The 21,338-nt window shown below is 58.8% G+C and carries 22 protein-coding genes and 1 riboswitch; of the genes, 13 read left to right on the top strand and 9 right to left on the bottom strand.

Annotated elements, in window-relative coordinates; all coding sequences use genetic code 11:
* The first annotated feature begins 380 nt into the window (after positions 1-380).
* Together purH and purD are read left to right on the top strand one after the other, a co-directional pair.
* On the top strand, positions 381-1,970 hold the full coding sequence (gene purH, locus ABLU50_RS09920; protein WP_004206735.1) for a bifunctional phosphoribosylaminoimidazolecarboxamide formyltransferase/IMP cyclohydrolase: 1,590 nt from the start codon (positions 381-383) through the stop codon (positions 1,968-1,970).
* 15 nt (positions 1,971-1,985) lie between these two features.
* Positions 1,986-3,281 carry a phosphoribosylamine--glycine ligase gene (purD, locus tag ABLU50_RS09915; protein WP_087832899.1) on the top strand — a complete coding sequence of 432 codons (1,296 nt, stop codon included), beginning with the start codon at positions 1,986-1,988 and terminating at the stop codon, positions 3,279-3,281.
* On the opposite strand, the gene zraR is transcribed toward purD, so the two are convergent.
* Positions 3,271-4,602, bottom strand: coding sequence for a sigma-54-dependent response regulator transcription factor ZraR (gene zraR, locus ABLU50_RS09910; protein WP_087832898.1), 1,332 nt, complete (start codon positions 4,600-4,602; stop codon positions 3,271-3,273). The genes purD and zraR overlap by 11 nt on opposite strands.
* Positions 4,589-5,983 carry a two-component system sensor histidine kinase ZraS gene (gene zraS / locus ABLU50_RS09905; RefSeq protein ID WP_043523023.1) on the bottom strand — a complete coding sequence of 465 codons (1,395 nt, stop codon included), beginning with the start codon at positions 5,981-5,983 and terminating at the stop codon, positions 4,589-4,591. Before zraS ends, zraR begins: the two co-directional genes overlap by 14 nt.
* A 259-nt stretch (positions 5,984-6,242) precedes the next feature.
* On the opposite strand from zraS, the gene zraP reads away from it, so the two are divergent.
* Complete coding sequence (zraP, locus tag ABLU50_RS09900) at positions 6,243-6,680, top strand: zinc resistance sensor/chaperone ZraP (protein ID WP_087832900.1); 438 nt, start codon at positions 6,243-6,245, stop codon at positions 6,678-6,680.
* 3 nt (positions 6,681-6,683) lie between these two features.
* Here zraP and ABLU50_RS09895 read toward each other — a convergent pair whose 3' ends face one another.
* The 6 genes from ABLU50_RS09895 to nudC form a co-directional block, all read right to left on the bottom strand.
* On the bottom strand, positions 6,684-7,379 hold the full coding sequence (locus ABLU50_RS09895) for a DUF1481 domain-containing protein (protein WP_023319466.1): 696 nt from the start codon (positions 7,377-7,379) through the stop codon (positions 6,684-6,686).
* Between the two features lie 12 nt (positions 7,380-7,391).
* Positions 7,392-7,664: a nucleoid-associated protein HU-alpha gene (gene hupA / locus ABLU50_RS09890; protein ID WP_002884342.1), complete on the bottom strand. Its 273-nt coding sequence runs from the start codon at positions 7,662-7,664 to the stop codon at positions 7,392-7,394.
* A gap of 186 nt (positions 7,665-7,850) precedes the next feature.
* Complete coding sequence (locus ABLU50_RS09885; RefSeq protein WP_004206742.1) at positions 7,851-8,441, bottom strand: YjaG family protein; 591 nt, start codon at positions 8,439-8,441, stop codon at positions 7,851-7,853.
* Between the two features lie 42 nt (positions 8,442-8,483).
* Positions 8,484-9,155, bottom strand: a complete 672-nt coding sequence (gene nfi / locus ABLU50_RS09880) for a deoxyribonuclease V (RefSeq protein ID WP_004206743.1) — start codon at positions 9,153-9,155, stop codon at positions 8,484-8,486.
* A gap of 12 nt (positions 9,156-9,167) precedes the next feature.
* On the bottom strand, positions 9,168-10,232 hold the full coding sequence (gene hemE, locus ABLU50_RS09875) for a uroporphyrinogen decarboxylase (protein WP_004206744.1): 1,065 nt from the start codon (positions 10,230-10,232) through the stop codon (positions 9,168-9,170).
* Between the two features lie 40 nt (positions 10,233-10,272).
* Positions 10,273-11,046 (bottom strand): NAD(+) diphosphatase, encoded by a 774-nt coding sequence (nudC, locus tag ABLU50_RS09870; protein WP_087832897.1) that lies wholly within the window; start codon positions 11,044-11,046, stop codon positions 10,273-10,275.
* Between the two features lie 93 nt (positions 11,047-11,139).
* Between nudC and ABLU50_RS09865 the strand changes: the two genes are divergently transcribed.
* The 10 genes from ABLU50_RS09865 (at position 11,140) to ABLU50_RS09820 (ending at position 19,911) form a co-directional block, all read left to right on the top strand.
* Positions 11,140-11,637, top strand: coding sequence for an Rsd/AlgQ family anti-sigma factor (locus ABLU50_RS09865; protein WP_004206746.1), 498 nt, complete (start codon positions 11,140-11,142; stop codon positions 11,635-11,637).
* 53 nt (positions 11,638-11,690) lie between these two features.
* Positions 11,691-11,814: riboswitch (TPP riboswitch) on the top strand.
* A gap of 84 nt (positions 11,815-11,898) precedes the next feature.
* Entirely contained in the window at positions 11,899-13,794 is a 1,896-nt protein-coding gene (gene thiC, locus ABLU50_RS09860) for a phosphomethylpyrimidine synthase ThiC (RefSeq protein WP_087832896.1), read from the top strand.
* Complete coding sequence (gene thiE, locus ABLU50_RS09855) at positions 13,794-14,429, top strand: thiamine phosphate synthase (RefSeq protein WP_017901116.1); 636 nt, start codon at positions 13,794-13,796, stop codon at positions 14,427-14,429. Before thiC ends, thiE begins: the two co-directional genes overlap by 1 nt.
* Positions 14,422-15,177, top strand: a complete 756-nt coding sequence (gene thiF / locus ABLU50_RS09850) for a thiazole biosynthesis adenylyltransferase ThiF (RefSeq protein ID WP_004206749.1) — start codon at positions 14,422-14,424, stop codon at positions 15,175-15,177. Before thiE ends, thiF begins: the two co-directional genes overlap by 8 nt.
* Entirely contained in the window at positions 15,161-15,361 is a 201-nt protein-coding gene (gene thiS, locus ABLU50_RS09845; protein WP_004206750.1) for a sulfur carrier protein ThiS, read from the top strand. Before thiF ends, thiS begins: the two co-directional genes overlap by 17 nt.
* Position 15,362: 1 nt before the next feature.
* A complete protein-coding gene (thiG, locus tag ABLU50_RS09840; RefSeq protein WP_004206751.1) occupies positions 15,363-16,133 on the top strand; it encodes a thiazole synthase in 771 nt (256 codons plus the stop codon).
* Entirely contained in the window at positions 16,130-17,263 is a 1,134-nt protein-coding gene (gene thiH, locus ABLU50_RS09835) for a 2-iminoacetate synthase ThiH (protein ID WP_004206752.1), read from the top strand. Before thiG ends, thiH begins: the two co-directional genes overlap by 4 nt.
* A gap of 316 nt (positions 17,264-17,579) precedes the next feature.
* Positions 17,580-19,112, top strand: coding sequence for a sensor domain-containing diguanylate cyclase (locus ABLU50_RS09830; protein WP_004206753.1), 1,533 nt, complete (start codon positions 17,580-17,582; stop codon positions 19,110-19,112).
* 172 nt (positions 19,113-19,284) lie between these two features.
* A complete protein-coding gene (locus ABLU50_RS09825) occupies positions 19,285-19,590 on the top strand; it encodes a PTS sugar transporter subunit IIB (RefSeq protein WP_002884150.1) in 306 nt (101 codons plus the stop codon).
* Positions 19,591-19,593: 3 nt separating this feature from the next.
* Positions 19,594-19,911, top strand: coding sequence for a PTS lactose/cellobiose transporter subunit IIA (locus ABLU50_RS09820; protein ID WP_004206755.1), 318 nt, complete (start codon positions 19,594-19,596; stop codon positions 19,909-19,911).
* 43 nt (positions 19,912-19,954) lie between these two features.
* Here the strand turns inward: ABLU50_RS09820 and dcuB are convergent, their stop codons facing one another.
* Entirely contained in the window at positions 19,955-21,295 is a 1,341-nt protein-coding gene (dcuB, locus tag ABLU50_RS09815) for an anaerobic C4-dicarboxylate transporter DcuB (protein WP_008808003.1), read from the bottom strand.
* Positions 21,296-21,338 lie beyond the last annotated feature (43 nt).

The raw sequence follows: 21,338 nt of genomic DNA, 5'->3' as shown, positions 1-21,338 counted from the left end.
TGTTTGTGTGAAGTGATTCACATCCGCCGTGTCGATGGAGGCGCATTATAGGGAGTTCTCGAGCGCCCGCAATAGAAAAATGGCAGAAAAATGACTGACTGCTGCATTCCCCAGCAAAACCCCGCTTTATACCCATTTACACACAGAATTATCCACAGGAGAGCGTCAAACCAGGACCGAAAGCGCCGTGGATCGGCAGCTATATAGAAGAAGAACCATCGGCCTAAAGAGAAAGATAAAAATTCGCGAGCGTTGCGCAAACGTTTTCGTTACAATGCCGCGCTATGACACGGATGCCCGGTTGGGTGCGTTAGGTGAGTTTTTAGGCAAAAACTCACCTAACGCTCTCTGTAATGTTCAAATCCTGGGGATTTAATACCATGCAACAACGTCGTCCAGTCCGCCGCGCTCTGCTCAGTGTTTCTGACAAGGCCGGTATCGTCGAATTCGCGCAGGCGCTTTCCGCTCGTGGTGTCGAGCTGCTGTCCACTGGCGGCACCGCTCGCCTGCTGGCAGATAAAGGCCTGCCGGTAACCGAAGTCTCTGACTACACCGGTTTCCCGGAAATGATGGATGGACGCGTGAAAACCCTGCATCCGAAAGTACACGGCGGCATCCTCGGCCGTCGCGGTCAGGATGACGGCATCATGCAGCAGCACGGGATCGCGCCTATCGATATGGTGGTCGTTAACCTCTATCCGTTTGCCCAGACCGTCGCTCGCGAAGGATGCTCGCTGGAAGACGCGGTGGAAAACATCGATATCGGCGGCCCGACCATGGTCCGCTCCGCGGCGAAGAACCACAAAGACGTCGCCATCGTGGTGAAGAGCAGCGACTACACCGCCATCATTAATGAGATGGATGCCAACGAAGGCTCCCTGACGCTGGACACCCGCTTCGACCTCGCCATTAAAGCCTTCGAACACACCGCCGCGTACGACAGCATGATTGCCAACTACTTCGGCAGCATGGTTCCGGCCTATCACGGCGAAAGCAAAGAAGCCGCTGGCCGCTTCCCACGCACCCTGAATCTGAACTTCATTAAGAAGCAGGATATGCGCTACGGCGAAAACAGCCACCAGCAGGCTGCCTTCTATATAGAAGAGAATGTCAAAGAAGCTTCCGTGGCAACCGCTACCCAGCTGCAGGGCAAAGCGCTCTCCTATAACAACATTGCCGATACCGATGCGGCGCTGGAGTGCGTGAAAGAGTTCAACGAACCGGCCTGCGTGATCGTTAAGCACGCTAACCCATGCGGCGTTGCCGTTAGCGACTCGATCCTCGACGCCTACGATCGCGCATACAAAACCGACCCGACCTCCGCGTTCGGCGGTATCATCGCCTTCAACCGCGAACTGGATGCCGACACCGCGCAGGCGATCATCTCTCGCCAGTTTGTCGAGGTGATCATCGCCCCGTCCGCCAGCGAAGAAGCGCTGAAAATCACTGCCGCGAAGCAGAACGTCCGCGTACTGACCTGCGGTCAGTGGGATGCGCGCGTTGCCGGTCTCGATTTCAAACGCGTTAACGGTGGTCTGCTGGTTCAGGACCGCGATCTCGGTATGGTCACCGCGGGTGAACTGCGCGTGGTCAGCAAACGTCAGCCGAGCGAGCAAGAGCTGCGCGATGCGCTGTTCTGCTGGAAAGTGGCGAAATTCGTCAAATCCAACGCCATCGTGTATGCCAAAGACAATATGACCATCGGCATAGGTGCCGGCCAGATGAGCCGCGTCTACTCGGCGAAAATCGCCGGGATTAAAGCCGGTGACGAAGGTCTGGAAGTGAAAGGCTCCGCCATGGCCTCTGACGCCTTCTTCCCATTCCGTGACGGGATTGACGCCGCGGCAGCGGTCGGCATTACCTGCGTTATTCAGCCGGGCGGCTCTATCCGCGACGACGAAGTGATTGCCGCCGCTGACGAACACGGCATCGCCATGATCTTCACCGACATGCGCCACTTCCGCCATTAATTCATGGAGCAGCAGATGAAAGTATTAGTAATCGGCAACGGCGGGCGCGAACACGCCCTGGCCTGGAAAGCGGCCCAATCGCCGCTGGTTGATACCGTCTACGTCGCGCCGGGCAACGCCGGTACCGCGCTGGAGCCGTCGCTGCAAAACGTCGCCATCGGCGTTACCGATATTCCGGCGCTGCTTCGCTTCGCCCAGGATGAAAATATCGACCTGACCATCGTTGGCCCGGAAGCGCCGTTGGTCATTGGCGTGGTTGACGCGTTTCGTGCCGCCGGGCTGGCCATCTTCGGGCCAACCGAAGGCGCCGCGCAGCTGGAAGGTTCGAAGGCCTTCACCAAAGATTTCCTTGCTCGTCATCATATCCCGACGGCGGAATACCAGAACTTCACCGAGGTTGAGCCTGCGCTGGCTTATCTGCGCGAGAAAGGCGCACCGATCGTCATCAAAGCCGACGGTCTGGCGGCGGGTAAAGGCGTTATCGTGGCGATGACCCTCGAGGAAGCCGAAGCGGCGGTCAAAGACATGCTGGCCGGTAACGCTTTCGGCGACGCCGGACACCGCATCGTCATTGAAGAGTTCCTCGATGGCGAAGAGGCTAGCTTTATTGTGATGGTCGACGGCGAGCACGTCCTGCCGATGGCCACCAGCCAGGATCACAAGCGCGTCGGCAACGGCGATACCGGCCCGAACACCGGTGGGATGGGCGCTTATTCTCCGGCGCCGGTCGTGACTGATGAAGTCCATCAGCGCACCATGGAGCGGATTATCTGGCCAACCGTGAAGGGCATGGCCGCGGAAGGCAACACCTATACCGGTTTCCTGTATGCCGGTCTGATGATCGACAAGCAGGGCAACCCGAAGGTCATTGAGTTCAACTGCCGCTTTGGCGATCCGGAAACCCAGCCAATCATGCTGCGCATGAAATCCGACCTGGTAGAGCTGTGCCTCGCCGCCTGCGCGGGCAAGCTGGATGAGAAAGCCTCCGAGTGGGATGACCGCGCGTCGCTGGGCGTGGTGGTTGCCGCCGGCGGCTATCCGGGCAACTACAACACGGGCGATGAGATCCATGGTCTGCCGCAGCAGGAAGCGGCAGACGGTAAAGTCTTCCACGCCGGCACGAAACTGTCTGACGACCAGCGCGTGGTCACCAACGGCGGTCGCGTACTGTGCGTCACCGCCCTGGGCGATACCGTAGCGCTGGCGCAGCAGCGCGCCTATCAGCTGCTGACCGATATTCGCTGGGATGGCAGCTTTAGCCGAAACGATATCGGCTGGCGTGCCATTGAGCGTGAAAAGGCTAACGGCTAAGTTTCGCCAACAGCGTTTTCCGCGTAATGCCTAACTGACGGGCGGCTTCGGTTTTGTTGCCGCCCGTTTTTTCCAGCGCCGCCAGAATCACCTCTTTTTCGACTTCCACTAGCGGCTGAATCAGCCCCTCCTCGCTCCCGCCTGACGGCAGCGGCGTACCGGCGATCGCCAGCGGCAGTTCCCGCCCGGAGATATAGTCCCCGGTCAGCAGCACCACCGCCCGCTCCACCGCGTTTTCCAGCTCGCGAATATTGCCCGGCCGGGAGTAGTGGATCAGCAGGTCCATCGCCTGTGGCGTGAACCCCTTTACCGCCTTACGATTGCGTTCGGCATAGCGTTTGAGAAAGTGCTGCGCCAGCTGCGGAATATCTTCCCGGCGCCGGCGCAGCGGCGGCATCTCAATAGTCACCACGTTCAGGCGGTAATAGAGATCCTGGCGAAAACGCCCGGCGCTGACCTCTTCGGCGAGGTTGCGGTGGGTGGCGGCGATCAGCCGCACATCAACGGCAAGCGTCTGGTTGCTGCCGACACGCTGCACCTCCCGCTCCTGAATCGCCCGCAGTAGCCGGACCTGCATCAATGGCGAGATATCGCCAATTTCATCGAGGAACAGCGTGCCGCCATCCGCTTCGACAAAGCGCCCCTCACGTCGCCGATCCGCGCCGGTAAACGCCCCTTTTTCATGGCCGAAGAGTTCCGACTCCAGCAGCGACTCATTCAGCGCCGCACAGTTGAGCGTCACCAGCGGCTTATCACCGCGCCCGCTGCAGGCGTGGATGGCGCGCGCCACCAGTTCCTTACCGGTTCCCGACTCCCCATGGATCAGCACCGTCGCGTCCGAAGGGGCTACCAGCATAATTTCGTTAAGAAGCGCCTGCATCGCCGGGCTGTCGCCAATCATGCCCCACCGTGAATCCGTCGCAACGCTGGGCTCGCCCTCACTATGACGGGTGTGTGCCAGCGCCTGGACTAACATCTGCTGTAACGTGTCAAAATCCAGCGGTTTAATCAGATAATCCAGCGCCCCGGACTTAATGGCCTCCACCGCCGTATCGACGCTGGAGAACGCCGTCATGATCAGCACCGGGATCGCCGGGTTATAGGCTTTTATCTCTTTTAACGTTGCGATACCGTCCAGCTCCGCCATGCGAATATCGCACAGTACCAGGTCGAAAACCTGATGATGGATCTGCTCCAGCGCCTGCCGGCCGTTGTGGGCTAATGCCACCTGATAGCCCCAGCCGCGCAGCAGCGCCTGCAAGATCGTGCAGTGGCTGATGTCGTCATCGACAACCAGAATCTGTACCTTATCGCTGCTCATCTTCCCTCCGTTGAGCATCCAGCGGTAGCCAAAGCGTAAATATCGCTCCAGCCCCCGGCTGACTTTCGGCGCGGATCGTCCCGCCATGTTGTTCGATAATATTCTGCACCACCGCCAGCCCCAGCCCGGTGCCGTCCGCCTTGGTGGTGAAATAAGGAGTGAAGATGGCCTGTAGCTCTTCATCGCTCATCCCCTTACCGCTATCCTTAACGACTATTTTGATACGTCGCCGATCGGCTTCACTTGCCGATACGTGAATGACGCCGTCGCGGCCAATCGCCTGCATCGCGTTCAGGTACAGGTTCAACAGCACCTGGTTCAGGCGGTCGGCATCGGCGTTGATCGTGGAGAGCTCCGGGCGCGGAGTAAATTGCAGCGCGATCCCGCGACTCTGCGCATCCTGGCTAACCAACTGCAATGAGTGGTGGATAAGCGCGTTAATATCCACCGGCTGGTAATTTAAATGCGCGGGCCGGACCAGCTCCAGCAGCTCACTGACCACCCGATTGAGGCGGTCGGCCTCTTTGGCCATCACCTGCGCTAATTGATGCGACTCACCGCCCGGCGGCGTGCGCTCGGCAAAATATTTTGCCAGCCCTTTAATCGACGAGAGCGGATTGCGGATCTCGTGCGCCACGCCTGCCGCCAGATGGCCAAGTGCCAGCAGTTTCTCTTTGCGGGCCATCGCCTCCAGCAGTTGTTTCCGTGAGCGGCGATAGCGGCGGAACCAGAACTGGGCAAGGATCGTTGCCGCTGTCACCAACGCGGCGGCGCCCAGCATGATGGCCATATTACGCTGCCCCCTGGCCTGCGCGGCATCCAGCTCACGGCTATCAAAGGCGATAAAAATCACCTGCGGGACACTGGCTTGAGCCAGGGCGCTGTTGCCGCGATTCATCATGCCCATATGGTGGCCGCGGGCCGGATTGAGCGGGCGAAACTGGCGATAGATCTCCATGGCCGGCTGCGGCTCGCTAAGCCGCCGCCAGCGAGCCTGTTCGCCAACCGCCAGCGCACGCATCTGCGCGGGGCTGTAGAGCGTTTGACCCACCTGCTGCGGATCGCTGTGGGCGATGATGGCGCCATTGTCATCAGTCACCGCGAACCACAGGACGCCCGGCTGCCAGGCCATCTCTTCCAGCAGGGCCTGCAGCTGCGCGTGGTGCATCCGCATTCCCATGCCAACGCGCGTGCCGGACTCCAGCGCGCGGATCAGTACGCTCCCCTTCTCCTCGATAGTTTGTCGGGCGGCGGTCGTCTCACGACCGTAGTCGCGGACGATCATCGCGGAGAACAGCACCACCAGCAGCACTACCGTACCGGTCAGCAGCCAGCTTAGCGCGCCAGCGGCAGCGTCCCGGGAAAAAGGTTTGATCTTCATCGGCGAGTCCTTGTCATCTCCTTTTCGCTATCAGCAGGATCTTTCAGCAGAAATCATGCCATGTTTCCGCGCGGCCAAACCTGCTCTCAAACATATCGCCTGCGCTTTAGCGAGTAAAAATGACTCGCCGGTCCCGGGCGGAACGGGTCATTTTTACTCGCTCTTCTCTTTAACGGCCTCGGAAGGCCTGTATGGACGGGCTTTTACAGGCTGGCATGAAAGATGCAGTACCGAGAGAAACCACACAGGAGAAAATGCCATGAAACGGAACAGTACCTTACCTCTCGCCCTCGTTACCTTAGCCGCGCTGACCTTCGGCAGCAACACGGCCTGGGCCAACCACCACTGGGGCAACAATAACGGGATAGGCAACCAGGGCTTCAGTCAGCTGACCCAGGAGCAGCAGGCTACCGCGCAAAAGCTGCATAACGATTACTATGCGCAAACCAGCGCCCTGCGCCAGCAGTTGCAGTCCAAACGCTATGAGTACAATGCGTTGCTCACGGCGCAAAAGCCGGATAGCGGCAAGATTGAAGCCGTCGCTCAGGAGATGGAAGGCTTACGCCAGAAGCTGGATCAGCAGCGAGTGAAATTTGATCTCGCCCTGGCTGAGGCTGGTGTTCCCCGCGGCGCAGGAATGGGATATGGCGGCTGTCGCGGTAGCGGCAGCGGTCATATGGGCATGAATCACTGGTAAAGGTTAGAAGCTTTTTTCCGTCGGCTGCCAGGTGCAGAAGTTTTCATTGGCCACCAGCAGCAGTTGAGAGCCTTCCGGCGCCTCCAGCCAGGCAATGCTCACCGCGGCGGAAGCGTGGCTCTGCCGACGTTCAATGTGCGCCAGAGCCCGACTATCGAGGTCGGGCGTGACCGTCTGCCCTTCACAGGTCAGCACGGTATGCGCAGCGGCGTTCCAGCGTCCCTGACGCAGGACGACCCGTCCCTGGCGGAGGGCGTCGCTGGTCTGGCGGATCTGCTCGGCGCGATAACGGTACAGCGCGACCTGGTCGCTGGAGAGCTGCTGCTTCTGCCCGTCAACTTCCCGCTGCATAAAGCTAAGATCGCCCTGCGCGTCGAAGCGGGCGCGAATATGTTCCGGCGGCTTGCCGTAGACATTGAGTTCAATCAGCGTCAGCTGATCGCCCTGCCAGCGATATTCGCTGGTCGAGGTGTCCCCGTGACGCCACGGGCTGAAGGCGGCGAGAAGATGGACTTCATCGCCAGAATCTTTACGCCAGATACGCATCGCCCCCTGGTTGTCCGCATAACCGCTGGCGGTAAATGGTGGTAGCGACGCGTTATGGCTGCAGGCAGTCAGCAACAGGATGCCCGCCAGCGCCAGAGGCCGGCGCCAGACAGACAAAAGGGGCTTAATAGCCCCTTCGATAAAACTGTTCACTGCCACGCGGTCTTACTTAACTGCGTCTTTCAGTGCTTTGCCAGAAACAAATGCCGGCACGTTAGCTGCAGCGATTTTGATCTCTTTACCGGTCTGCGGGTTGCGGCCAGTACGCTCAGCGCGGTGGTTCACTTTGAAGGTACCGAAACCAACCAGTTGAACAGCATCACCTTCTTTCAGAGACTCAGTAATTGCAGCCAGGGTAGATTCCAGGGCAGCTTTAGCCTGTGCTTTGGACAGGTCAGCTTTGTCCGCAATTACATCAATCAGTTGAGTCTTGTTCATAAGTTATCCTTACAATGTGTTTATCGCTTGCTAAGCATCGAGTGCGACGGAAATGCCAAAAAAGCACCCTCCTGCATACACGCACCGATAGCCACTTTTTTTCGCCCTCCAAATGTAGACCAGACGGGGGGCGGAATGGAAGCCTTCAGACGCTACAATTCAGGCGGTAAATCACGTTTTCTGGTCTCACTGCTGAAAATTTATACCAATATTGCTCTCGCCGGCCTCACGCAGGTCCGCGCGCAGGCCTTTTATCAGCTCAAGGTCACGCTCTTCGCAGTCGGCCAGCAGGCGGAAAATTTCCCACTGAATGTCCCATTCCTGCTCTACCGCCGGGTTCGCCTTCAGCTCTTCGTCGGTCATTTCGCGACCTTCCTGGGTCATTTCCAGCATCGCCACGGTGGTGATGGAGGTTTTGCTCACCTCGATCGCGTGCTCAAGCGTTTCGCCGCTCAGACGCGAATGGATCAGTTCGCTCAACGCCACGCAGGCGTCTATGGCCGGATAAACACCGTACAGGTCGAAATCATCTGCCGCCGGGATCGCCTCTTCCAGTTTCTCCAGCTGACTATCGAAATTCACCTTCGCATCTTTGACCGTCAGCGTTTCCCAGATCAGATCCAGGATACGACGGTACAGCTGGCCGTCGCCAAACTCGGTTTGCTTGCAGAACATCGCGTAGTTGGGGTACATACGCTCGCACAGGCAGGCCATAAAAGTGACATGCTGCCAGCTTTCCAGCTTCTCCAGGCGCAGGTGAATCGGGTTTTGTAACATGATGAATTCTCGAAGTCAGAAATTAGGCGCAGTGTACCTGAATCAGCTGTGATTTGCTTGCCAACGCACAAACGACGGACGGCGGGAAGCCACCGCATCGGCCCAGCGCGTCGGTTCGGGCAGACGATAGCCTCGCATGCAGCGTTCGACCCACATTAAAGCGCTGTCCATGCCTACCCGGTGGCCGGTGCTAATAAACAGCGGGTTGCAGCGCACTTTGCTGCGCCAGACCCAGGCCAGTTGCTCATTTTTATCCATCAGCGGGGCCAGCGCACCGGGCTCATCACCCAGGTCGCCGATTTTGCCGCACAGCCGTTTTTTCGCCACCCCGATGGTCGGCACGTCGATCATCAGGCCAAAATGGCTGGCGACGCCGAGCCGCCGGGGATGGGAGATACCGTGGCCGTCAACAAACAACAGGTCCGGTTTTTGCGAAAGCTGCTCCCACGCCGCCAGCAGCGCAGGGGTTTCGCGAAACGAGAGAAAGCCGGGAATATAGGGCATGGAAGTGGCGACGCGCGCCACCTGATACTCCACCAGCTCCAGTTCAGGCCAGGTCAGCAGCACCATCGCAGCCCGGGTGATCTCCCCTTCCTGCTCAAACCCGACATCCGCGCCGCCGATCAACGTCGGTGGGTCACGATCCAGTCGATCCGCGCGCTCTACCGACGCGGCTAACTGTTGCTGCTGGATACGGAGTGCGGCTAAATCCATATGGCTGATCTCCTACTGGTGATAGGGTGCGGAAAGACGATGCACCGCTTCAACAAAGACGCCCGCATGCTCAGGGTCAACGTCCTGATGGATGCCGTGGCCGAGGTTAAAGACGTGGCCTTCCCCCTGACCAAAGCCGGCGAGGATGGTCGCGACTTCTTCTTCAATACGCGCGGGGGGCGCATAGAGCATGGACGGATCCATGTTGCCCTGCAGCGCGACTTTGTCGCCCACGCGACGACGGGCATCGGCAATATCGGTGGTCCAGTCGAGACCCAGCGCGTCACAGCCGGTCTCCGCCATCGCTTCCAGCCACTGACCGCCGCCTTTGGTGAACAGGGTCACCGGCACGCGGCGGCCTTCGTTTTCCCGCAGCAGGCCATCGACGATTTTATGCATATAGTAGAGGGAAAATTGCTGATAGTCGCGACCGGTCAGCACCCCGCCCCAGGTGTCAAAAATCATTACTGACTGCGCGCCGGCTTTGATCTGCGCGTTGAGGTACAGGGTGACGCTCTTCGCCAGTTTATCCAGCAGCGCGTGCAGCGCCTGCGGTTCGGCGTACATCATCTTTTTGATGACGGTGAAAGCCTTACTGCTGCCACCTTCCACCATGTAGGTCGCCAGCGTCCATGGGCTACCGGAAAAACCGATCAGCGGCACTTCGCCTTTCAGTTCACGGCGAATGGTGCGCACGGCATTCATCACGTAGCCCAGTTCCTGCTCGGGATCCGGGACTGGCAGCTTGTCGACGTCGGCTTTGCTTTTCACCGGCGAGGTGAAGCGCGGGCCTTCGCCTGCCTCAAAGTACAGCCCCAGTCCCATGGCGTCCGGGATGGTCAGGATGTCCGAAAAGAGGATCGCCGCGTCCAGCGGATAACGACGCAGCGGCTGGAGCGTCACTTCGCAGGCCAGCTCGGCATTTTTACACAGCGACATAAAGTCGCCCGCTTGCGCACGGGTGGCTTTGTACTCCGGTAAATAGCGGCCCGCCTGGCGCATCATCCACACCGGGGTGACATCAACCGGCTGACGCAGCAGCGCGCGCAGGTAACGATCGTTCTTCAGTTCGGTCATTTTTACATTCCTTTAGCGTTGATACGCCCAGTGTAACATGTCACTCGAACTCTGCCCGACACATCGCGACGGTATCTTCGATAAGCCGGCGCGCCACCGTACCTGGCGGCGGCAGAAGCGGCAGATCGTCATAGCGGTACCAGTCCGCGCTGAGTAACTCTTTTTTATCCACCACGATATCGCCCTCTGCGTAATCCGCCATAAAGGCAGTCATCAGCGACTGCGGGAACGGCCAGGGTTGAGAAGTCACGTAGCGCAGATTTTTCACCTTGATACCGCTCTCCTCCATCACCTCACGGGCGACCGCCTGCTCAAGGGTTTCGCCAACTTCGACGAACCCGGCCAGCACGGTGTGTACCCCATTGCGATGTCGGGTATGTTGCGCCAGCAGGATCGCATCGTCGCGACGGATAGCGACGATTATGCACGGGGCGATTTGCGGATAGTAACGTTCATGGCAGTGGCTGCACAGCATCGCCCATTCACTTTTACTGGCATGCATCGGGTGGCCGCAGTAGCCGCAAAATTTATGCGATCGGTAAAATTCGGCAAGCTGGATCCCTCGCCCCGCCAGCTGGAATAGACCCGGATCCTGATCCAGCACCTGGCGTAACGATCCCATGTCATGGCGGCGATCCTGGCGCACCATCCAGACGGGCTCCCCCTGCCATTCGCCAATATGCAGCGCATGCTGGCCGACAAGATCGAAATTAACCGCTTCGCCATGTGGTAATTCTCCACCAGGCAACCATAATTTTTGTTCGTGACTGACAACCCACCAGCCGCGATCTAATTTTTCAATAATACGATCCATATCTATTGCACTACCTTTGCTTCACTGGCATGTTGTTAACATTATATTTACATTTTGGTGAGCAGATTTAAATCAAAACTAGCGGAGTCAATCATGCTAAACCAGCTGGAAAATCTGACGGAGCGCGTTGGCGGTAGTAATGAACTGGTCGATCGCTGGCTACAAGTGCGTAAGCATCTGCTCGTGGCTTACTACAATCTGGTTGGCCTGAAACCGGGCAAAGAGTCGTTTATGCGGCTAAACGAAAAGGCGCTGGATGACTTTTGCCAAAGTCTGGTGGATTACCTCTCGTCCGGTCATTTTAGTATTTATGAACGCATTATTGGCGAAATGGAAGGCGATACCCCACTTTTAGCCGCCACCCGGCTTTACCCGCAGCTGGAAGCCAATACCCAGCAGATGATGGACTACTACGATACCTGCCTCGAAAACGCCATTGATCATGATAACTACCTTGAATTTCAGCAGGCGCTGTCGGATATCGGCGAGTCGCTGGAAGCGCGTTTCGCCCTGGAAGATAAACTGATCGCCCTCGCCGTCGCCCATCACCTGAGCGATGAGGTGCGCGATAATATTGCCCCGACCGCTTGAGTTGTGCGCAATTAACGAGTAGTTTACCTCCATTCCCCCTCCCCGGAGGGGATGTCATCTTGTCGGAGTGCTTATTTTCCATGTGAAGGCTACATGGAAAAGGCTGAGACCGTTAATTCGGGATCCGCGGAACCTGATCAGGCTAATACCTGCGAAGGGAACAAGAGTAAACTGCTGTTCGCGTCAGTCCGTCAGGGCCGATCGCATCTGTTACTCCATCCGTCGTCTGACAAGCCATGTCCTTTATATCTGGAATGCGCTATGTCTACTACCAAACTGACCCGTCGTGAGCTACGCGAGCACGCGCAGCGATTTATCGATACGCTGGAAGGCGCTGCTTTTCCTAATTCGCGCCGTATCTACATTCAAGGTTCACAAGCGGATATCCGCGTCCCAATGCGTGAAATCCAGCTCAGCCCGACCCTCGTCGGCGGCGATAACGATAACCCCCATTACGAAGCCAACGAACCGATCCCGGTGTATGACACCTCCGGGCCTTATGGCGACCCGGATATTGGCAGTGATGTCCGCCAGGGGCTGGCCAGGCTGCGCCAGCCGTGGATCGACGCACGTAATGACTGCGCCCCGCTCAGCGAACGCAGCTCGGCCTATACCAAAGCGCGGCTGGCCGATGACGGCCTCGATGAGCTGCGCTTCAATAGCCAGCTGACGCCAAAACGCGCCGTTGCCGGCAAATGTGTTACCCAACTGCACTACGCCCGCCAGGGGATCGTCACCCCGGAGATGGAGTTCATCGCCATACGCGAAAACATGGGCCGTGAACGTATTCGCAGCGAAGTTCTGCGCCAGCAGCATGCCGGAGAAGGCTTCGGCGCCCGCCTGCCGGAAAACATTACCCCCGAGTTCGTCCGCGATGAAGTGGCCGCCGGGCGCGCTATCATCCCGGCCAATATCAACCACCCGGAGTCTGAGCCGATGGTTATCGGGCGCAACTTCCTGGTGAAAGTGAATGCTAATATCGGCAACTCGGCGGTGACCTCTTCCATCGAAGAAGAGGTCGAGAAACTGGTCTGGTCTACCCGCTGGGGCGCCGATACGGTGATGGATCTTTCTACCGGCCGCTATATCCACGAAACCCGCGAGTGGATCCTGCGTAACAGTCCGGTCCCCATCGGCACCGTGCCGATTTACCAGGCGCTGGAGAAGGTCAACGGCATCGCCGAGAACCTCACCTGGGAAGTCTTCCGCGATACCCTGCTGGAACAGGCCGAACAGGGAGTCGACTACTTCACCATTCACGCCGGCGTACTGCTGCGCTACGTCCCGATGACCGCGAAGCGTCTGACCGGCATCGTCTCGCGCGGCGGCTCGATCATGGCCAAATGGTGCCTGTCACACCATCAGGAAAACTTCCTCTACCAGCACTTCCACGAAATCTGCGAAATCTGCGCCGCCTATGACGTTTCGCTGTCGCTGGGCGATGGCCTGCGCCCCGGTTCCATTCAGGATGCCAACGACGAAGCACAGTTCTCCGAGCTGCGCACCCTCGGCGAGCTGACGAAAATCGCCTGGGAGTATGACGTGCAGGTGATGATCGAAGGTCCCGGCCACGTGCCGATGCAGATGATCCGCCGCAATATGACCGAAGAGCTGGAGCACTGCCACGAAGCGCCGTTCTACACCCTCGGGCCGCTCACCACCGACATTGCGCCGGGCTACGACCATTTCACTTCCGGCATCGGCGCGGCGATGATCGGCTGGTTCGGCTGCGCCATGCTGTGCTATGTCACGCCGAAAGAGCATCTCGGCTTGCCCAACAAAGAGGATGTGAAGCAGGGGTTGATTACCTACAAAATCGCCGCCCACGCCGCTGACCTGGCGAAAGGCCATCCAGGGGCGCAGATCCGCGATAACGCCATGTCGAAGGCGCGCTTCGAATTCCGCTGGGAAGACCAGTTTAACCTCGCGCTGGATCCGTTCACCGCTCGGGCCTATCACGATGAAACCCTGCCGCAGGAATCCGGCAAAGTTGCCCACTTCTGCTCCATGTGCGGTCCGAAGTTCTGCTCAATGAAGATCACTCAGGAAGTCCGCGACTACGCCGCCAGGCAGGCCATCGACGCCGGCATGGCCGATATGTCGCATCACTTCCGCGCCCGCGGCGGCGAAATCTACCTGAAACAGGAGGAAGTCTGATGTATCAGCCTGATTTTCCACCCGTCCCGTTTCGTCTCGGGCTCTACCCGGTAGTGGACAGCGTGGCGTGGATTGAACGCCTGCTCGAAGCTGGAGTACGCACCCTTCAGTTACGCATCAAGGACCGACGCGACAGCGAGGTGGAGGATGACGTCATCGCCGCCATCGCCCTTGGCCGCCGCTATCACGCCCGGCTGTTCATTAACGATTACTGGCGACTGGCGATCAAGCACCAGGCCTACGGCGTACATCTCGGACAAGAAGATCTGGAAACCACCGATCTGAGCGCCATCCGCAAAGCCGGGCTACGTCTTGGCGTCTCCACCCATGACGATATGGAGATTGATATCGCCCTGGCGGCGCGTCCCTCTTACATCGCTCTGGGTCACGTCTTCCCGACGCAAACCAAACAGATGCCCTCCGCGCCGCAGGGACTCGAGCAGCTTGCCAGACATATCCAACGCCTGGCGGATTACCCCACCGTGGCGATCGGCGGAATTAGCCTTGAAAAGGCCCCGGCGGTGCTGGCGACCGGCGTCGGCAGCATCGCTGTGGTCAGCGCCATCACCCAGGCGGCGGACTGGCGGGCAGCGACCGACCAGCTGCTGGCGCTGGCAGGAGCGGGCGATGAATGATCACGACTTTATGCGCTATAGCCGCCAGCTGCTGCTGGAGGATATTGCCATCGAGGGTCAGCAGAAGCTGTTAGCCAGCCGGGTGCTGATTATCGGCCTTGGCGGGCTGGGCTCCCCGGCGGCGCTCTATCTGGCCGGGGCTGGCGTCGGGACGCTGACCCTGGCCGATGACGACGCCGTGCATCTCAGCAATCTGCAGCGGCAGATCCTGTTCACCAGCGCGGATATCGATCGGCCAAAAGCCGCGGCGGCAAAGACGCGGCTCAGCCAGCTAAATCCGCAGATCACACTGGTTGCGCTCCAGCAGCGCTTAAGCGGCGAGGCGCTGCGCGCCGAGGTGGCGAAAGCGGACGTGGTGCTGGACTGTACCGATAACATGGTCACCCGCCAGGCGATCAATGCCGCCTGCGTGGCCCTCGACATCCCGTTAGTGACCGCCAGCGCCGTCGGCTTCGGCGGTCAGCTGATGGTGCTCACCCCGCCCTGGACACAGGGCTGCTATCGCTGCCTGTGGCCGGATAGCGACGAACCGCAGCGCAACTGCCGCACCGCGGGGATCGTCGGCCCGGTGGTCGGCATGATGGGCACGCTGCAGGCGCTGGAGGCGATTAAGCTGCTCAGCGGCATGACGACGCCGCGCAACACACTGCGGCTGTTCGACGCCCGCACCAGCAGCTGGCGTAACCTGGCGCTACAGCGCTCCCGGGGCTGCCCGGTGTGCGGAGGGCGACATGCAGATCTGGTTTAACGACGAGCCGCTGGCGTGCGCCGACAATCTCAGCGTGAGCGCCCTGCTGACCCAGCTCGAACAGCTGCAGCCGGGCGTCGCGCTGGCGCTCAATCAACACATTCTGCCGCGCGATCGGTGGGAAGATCATCTCTTGCAGGAAGGCGATCGAGTCCTGCTTTTTCAGGTTATCGCTGGAGGCTGACATGTTACGTATTGCAGACAAAACCTTTGAATCCCATCTTTTCACCGGTACCGGCAAATTCGCCGCCCCGGAGGTGATGGTTGAGGCGATTCGCGCCTCGGGCAGCCAGCTGGTCACCCTGGCGATGAAGCGCGTCGATTTACGTCAGCACAATGACGCCATCCTCGCCCCGCTGCTGGCGGCGGGGGTCAGCCTGCTGCCGAATACCTCGGGTGCCAAGACGGCGGAAGAGGCGGTGTTTGCCGCCCGCCTGGCACGGGAGGCTCTGGGCACCCACTGGCTGAAACTGGAGATCCACCCGGACGCCCGCTGGCTGCTGCCCGACCCGATTGAAACCCTGAAAGCGGCGGAGCTGCTGGTCCGCGAAGGGTTCGTGGTGCTGCCCTACTGCGGCGCCGACCCGGTGCTGTGTAAACGACTGGAGGAGGCTGGCTGCGCGGCGGTGATGCCCCTGGGCGCGCCGATCGGCTCAAATCAGGGGCTGGAAACCAAAGCCATGCTGGAGATTATTATCGAACAGGCGACGGTGCCGGTGGTCGTCGACGCCGGCATCGGCGTTCCGAGCCATGCGGCGCAGGCGCTGGAAATGGGCGCGGACGCGGTGCTGGTCAATACCGCTATTGCCGTCGCCGACGATCCCGTGGCCATGGCCCACGCCTTCCGTATGGCGGTCGAGGCCGGCTTGCTGGCCCGTCAGGCCGGACCGGGGGCGCGCAGCGCGCAGGCGCAGGCCACGAGCCCGCTCACCGGATTCCTGGAGGCGCTGGCATGAAAACCTTTAGCGATCGCTGGCGGCAGCTGGAGTGGGACGACATCCGCCTGCGCATCAACAGTAAAACCGCCGCCGATGTCGAACAGGCGCTGGCGGCCAAACAGCTGACCCGCGACGATATGATGGCCCTGCTTTCGCCAGCGGCGGCCGGGTATCTTGAACCTCTGGCCCAGCGCGCGCAGCGGCTTACCCGCCAGCGCTTCGGCAATACCGTCAGCTTCTACGTGCCGCTGTATCTCTCCAACCTGTGCGCCAACGACTGCACCTACTGCGGCTTCTCGATGAGCAATCGCATTAAGCGCAAGACGCTGGATGCCGCCGAGATTGCCCGCGAGTGCGCCGCGATCCGCGACCTGGGTTTTGAGCATCTGCTGCTGGTAACTGGTGAGCATCAGGGCAAGGTGGGAATGGATTATTTCCGCCAGCACCTGCCGGCAATCCGCAGCCAGTTTGCCTCGCTGCAGATGGAGGTACAGCCGCTGGCGACCGACGAGTATGCCGAGCTGAAAACCCTGGGGCTCGACGGGGTGATGGTCTATCAGGAGACCTATCACGAAGGTATGTACGCCCAGCACCATCTGAAAGGGAAAAAACAGGATTTCTTCTGGCGGCTGGATACGCCGGATCGCCTGGGCGAGGCGGGGATCGATAAGATCGGCCTTGGCGCGCTGATCGGCCTTTCCGACAGCTGGCGAGTGGACTGCTTTATGGTCGCTGAGCACCTGTTGTGGCTGCAGCAACGCTACTGGCGCAGCCGCTATTCGGTCTCCTTCCCGCGTCTGCGTCCCTGCGCCGGCGGCATTGAACCAGCCTCGCTAATGGATGAACGTCAGCTGGTGCAGACCATCTGCGCCTTCCGCCTGCTGGCGCCGGAGGTTGAGCTGTCGCTATCCACCCGCGAATCCCCCTGGTTCCGCGACCGGGTGATCCCGCTGGCGATCAATAACGTCAGCGCCTTCTCCAAAACCCAGCCCGGGGGTTACGCCGACGATCATCCGGAGCTTGAGCAGTTCGCGCCGCACGATGGCCGTCGACCTGAAGAAGTCGCCAGCGCGCTGGCTGCCCGCGGACTGCAGCCGGTATGGAAAGACTGGGACAGCTGGCTGGGACGCGCCTCGCAAACCTCATGATGAACAGTGTAAGTGCCTGATATTTTTGCGCGCCTGCACGAGAGATGAAAAACTGAGGCTGGCCCGCCAGGCGCCCTTTTTCTATTCTGCCCGGGTCAGCAGCGGACGCTGACCAGGGCGAACCTTTTCTTCCTCATTTTCGCCCTGCCTCTCCGCGCTGAACGAGGGCCTGTGCATTATCGCCGAATATAAATCACGATACATGAAGGCCTCAGAGTTATAATTGAGCAATAGTTAACTGATTCGATCGGCAGGCGCCGCAGTCACAACCTGCGTTCGGACCCATGGTTTATACATCCGGGACGATTAACGATTCATGGCTCTACACAACAGAAAGCTCTCTTTCACGACGCCGATCGTCGTGGGGTTTGCCGGCATCTTGCTCAGTTTTATGCTGATCGCTATTTTTGTCACCCTGGCGCAGCGGAAAGATTTTCTTGAAGATTATCACGACATTAACCGCAACTTTACCCACAACCTGGCGATCAACTATACGGAAACCCTGCTGCGGGAAAATGATTTTATCCTTGGGCGCGCGGTCGCCTTCTTTGCCCGCAATGACGAACTGAATCGCGCAGTCAATGTGGAGCCGGAGAAAGGATTAACGACGCTGATGCAGTTACAGAACATGATGCCGAGCGTCTCATCCATCTCACTGGCGGATACCGAGGGCCACTATCTGCGCGCCCCGGAGGTGCTGGAAAATGAAGACAGCCGGGCTTTCGATCCCAGAACGCGGCCCTGGTTTATCAAACAGGCGGAAGCCAGCACCTTCAGCCACTACACCAGCCCATATATGGATTTTTTTACCCACCATCCGACGATTACCATTTTCAAACCCATCATCACCCCGGAAGGGAAACTCAAGGGCAGCCTGGCCTTTCATCTTGATCTCACCTCCATGGGCTTCGCGCTGCGTCAGATGGTGGCCCCCGTACAGGGCGAGTTTTTTGTGGTACAGCGTGATGGCAAAGTGGTCCTGCACTCCGACCCTGGTGCGCTGTTTAAACCCTTCGTCAGCAATGAGCTGATGGATAAAATGACCAGCGGCGAGGGGCAGCTTTACGATCCCGGAAGCGACACCTGGTATTACTATTACTCCTTTACCAATCCCGACTGGTTTGTGATTTTCCGTGTTGATAACACCACCCTGGTCAATCTGACGCGCCATGAAACCAATTTAGTGATCGGCGGTTTTGCCCTCGCGGCGATCATCATCATCCTGTTCGGCCTTTATCTGCGTCATGCCTCCCGCACCGTGCTGATGAATATCATCAATGCGATTAAAACCGGCGACGTCAAACGCGCCCCCCGCCTCGAGGCGATGCTGAGTAAAGCCATTGAAACCAATAAGCAGCGCGAGCTGACCTACGTCCGCCAGGCGACCATCGACGCGCTCACCGGCTGCAAGAACCGCCGCGCCTTCGATAGCGATATTGCCGCGCTGATGAACGATCATCAGCCGTTCGCCCTCGCGCTGGTCGATATCGATAACTTCAAATCGATCAACGACACCTGGGGTCACCTCAACGGCGATATCGTTCTGCGAAACGTCGCCCGCGAAGGACTTCAGGTCCTCCAGCCGCTGGAGATATCCCTCTATCGCTATGGTGGCGAAGAGTTCGCGGTGGTCTTTCCTGCCGAACATATTGATAACGCCCGCACGCTGCTGGAAACATGGCGGGTAAACGTCGAACGGCGCACCTGGCGCGAAGATGGCCTGACGGTCACCTTCAGCGCCGGGCTGGGGGAATGGAACATGGAGCCGCTGGATAAGCTGGTGGTGAGCGTCGATGAAGCGCTGTACAAAGCCAAACAGCAGGGTAAAAACCGCATCCTGCGCGCCTAGGTCTTCAGCGCCGCAACCGCCCACTTCGGTGGGCTTTTTTATTTTTTTCGGCAAAAATGAAACCGGTTTCAATTTTTGTGTGATGACTTACACACAATCACGGTAAAGCGGTTGTCGCATCGCCAGGGCCGCGATAAAGATAGGACATCACGGAACACAAGGGCCACTGACTATGAAGAATATCGTTTTGTGCTGTGCCGCCGGTATGTCTACCAGCATGCTGGTTCAGCGTATGCAAGATGCCGCGCAGAAGAAAGGTGTTGAAGTCTCCATCAAGGCCGTACCGGTCGCCGAGTTTAAAGATAATCTGGCCGCCGCCGACATTATTCTGCTCGGCCCGCAGGTGAAATATGAACAGGCGAAGCTGCAGGCGCTGGCCGACCCGTTCGGCAAAAAGGTCGCCGTGATCGATATGATGGACTACGGCATGATGAAAGGTGATGCCGTTCTGGATAAAGCCCTTAAGATGCTGGAGTAATCGATGGAAGATTTAGAAACGATCATCATGGAGCTGCTGGTTAACGCGGGTTCTGCGCGCAGCGCGGCGCTCACGGCGCTACAGCTGGCGCGGAAAGGCGATTTTGCCGCAGCGGAGCAGGCCATGGCCGAGTCCCATGAGTTCGTCAAACATGCGCATAAAATTCAGACCCAGCTTATCGGCCTGGATGAAGGCAGCGGTAAGTTACCGGTCAACCTGATCACCGTGCATTCTCAGGACCATCTGATGAACGCCATGGTCATTCAGGATCTGGCGACCGATATGATTGAACTATACCGTCGCCTGCCCCTCGCACAATAATCTCTCGAATTTAACGGGCGTCGCTGCCGGCGCCCGTCCCCGCTTACAGAAAGCCGTACATCGCCGCGAATACCCAGCCAAACACGCAGGAGACGCCAACGCCGATGAGCCCGGGCAGGATAAAGCTGTGGTTAATCACAAAGCGGCCAATATGGGTGGTCCCTGAGCGGTCAAACTGGATCGCCGCCAGATCGCTTGGGTAGGTCGGCAGTATATAGTAGCCATAGCAGGCCGGCGCAGAAGCCACGATATAGGCCGGGTCAACGCCGATGGCCAGGGCCACCGGCACAATCGCCGCCAGCGCTGCCGCCTGCGAGTTCACAAACTTCGAAACCAGCAGCAGAACGATGGCATAGGCCCATGGATACTCTTTGACCATCTCCCCGAGTACGCCTTTAATCTCGGTCATGTGCGCGCCAAACATGGTCTCCGCCATCCAGGCGATGCCGTACACCGCGACGATAGCGATCATTCCCGAACGAAAGACCTCATTTTTGGAAATCGATGCCGGGTTGGTTTTAGTAATGATGATAATCAGCGCCCCGGAAAGCAGCATAAACATCTGGATCACCAGCACCATCGACAGCGGTTTACCGTCAAAGGCCGGACGCAGTTCAGAGAAGGCGCCAAGCAGCGCCACCACAGCGATGGAGGCCAGAAAAATCCACATCGCTATCCAGTTGCTGGTGGGCAGCTTTTTATCCAGCAGCGTCGCCGTATCGCCATAGACGTAATGGCGGTTCTCCGGTACCGCAATAAACGCCTGGAAGGCTTCGTCTTTATCCAGATCTTTGCCGCGGAACCAGCTGAAGATGCCGATCGCTAAAATGCCCAGCAGCGTGGACGGAATGGTTATCGCCAGCAGATCGAGAAACTCCAGATGTTTACCGTTAAAGGTAAAATTCCCCAGCATCGCCACCAGCGAAACCACCGCCACCGAGACCGGGCTGGCGATGATCCCCATCTGGGCGCCAATGGAGCTGGCGGCCATCGGACGCTCCGGGCGAATGTTATTCTTGATCGCCACATCGTAGATAATCGGCAGGATGGTATACACCACGTGACCGGTACCGCAGAGGATGGTCAGCGTGCAGGTGACGAAAGGCGCCACAATAGAGACATATTTTGGGTTACGCCGCAGCAGCTTCTCAGCAATCTGCAGCATGACATCCAGACCGCCGGATGCCTGCAGCGTCGCCGAGGCCGCCACCACCGCAATGATCACCAGCATCACATCAACCGGCGGTTTGCCCGGCTGGAGATGAAAAACAAAAACGAGGATCACCAAACCGATGCCGCCCAGCAGCCCCAGCGCAATACCGCCTTTTCGGGCACCATAAAACAGACAAATTAAGATAATAATGAGTTGTATCGCGAATTCCATGCAGCCCCCAGAGCCTGTCCGCTCAGACCTAAAGTAATGATCC

It is taken from the genome of Klebsiella sp. GG_Kp173, assembly GCF_040062415.1.
GTDB lineage: Bacteria > Pseudomonadota > Gammaproteobacteria > Enterobacterales > Enterobacteriaceae > Klebsiella > Klebsiella quasipneumoniae.
The sequence above is the reverse complement of the archived record's forward strand: the minus strand, read 5'-3'. Positions and strand labels throughout refer to the sequence as shown.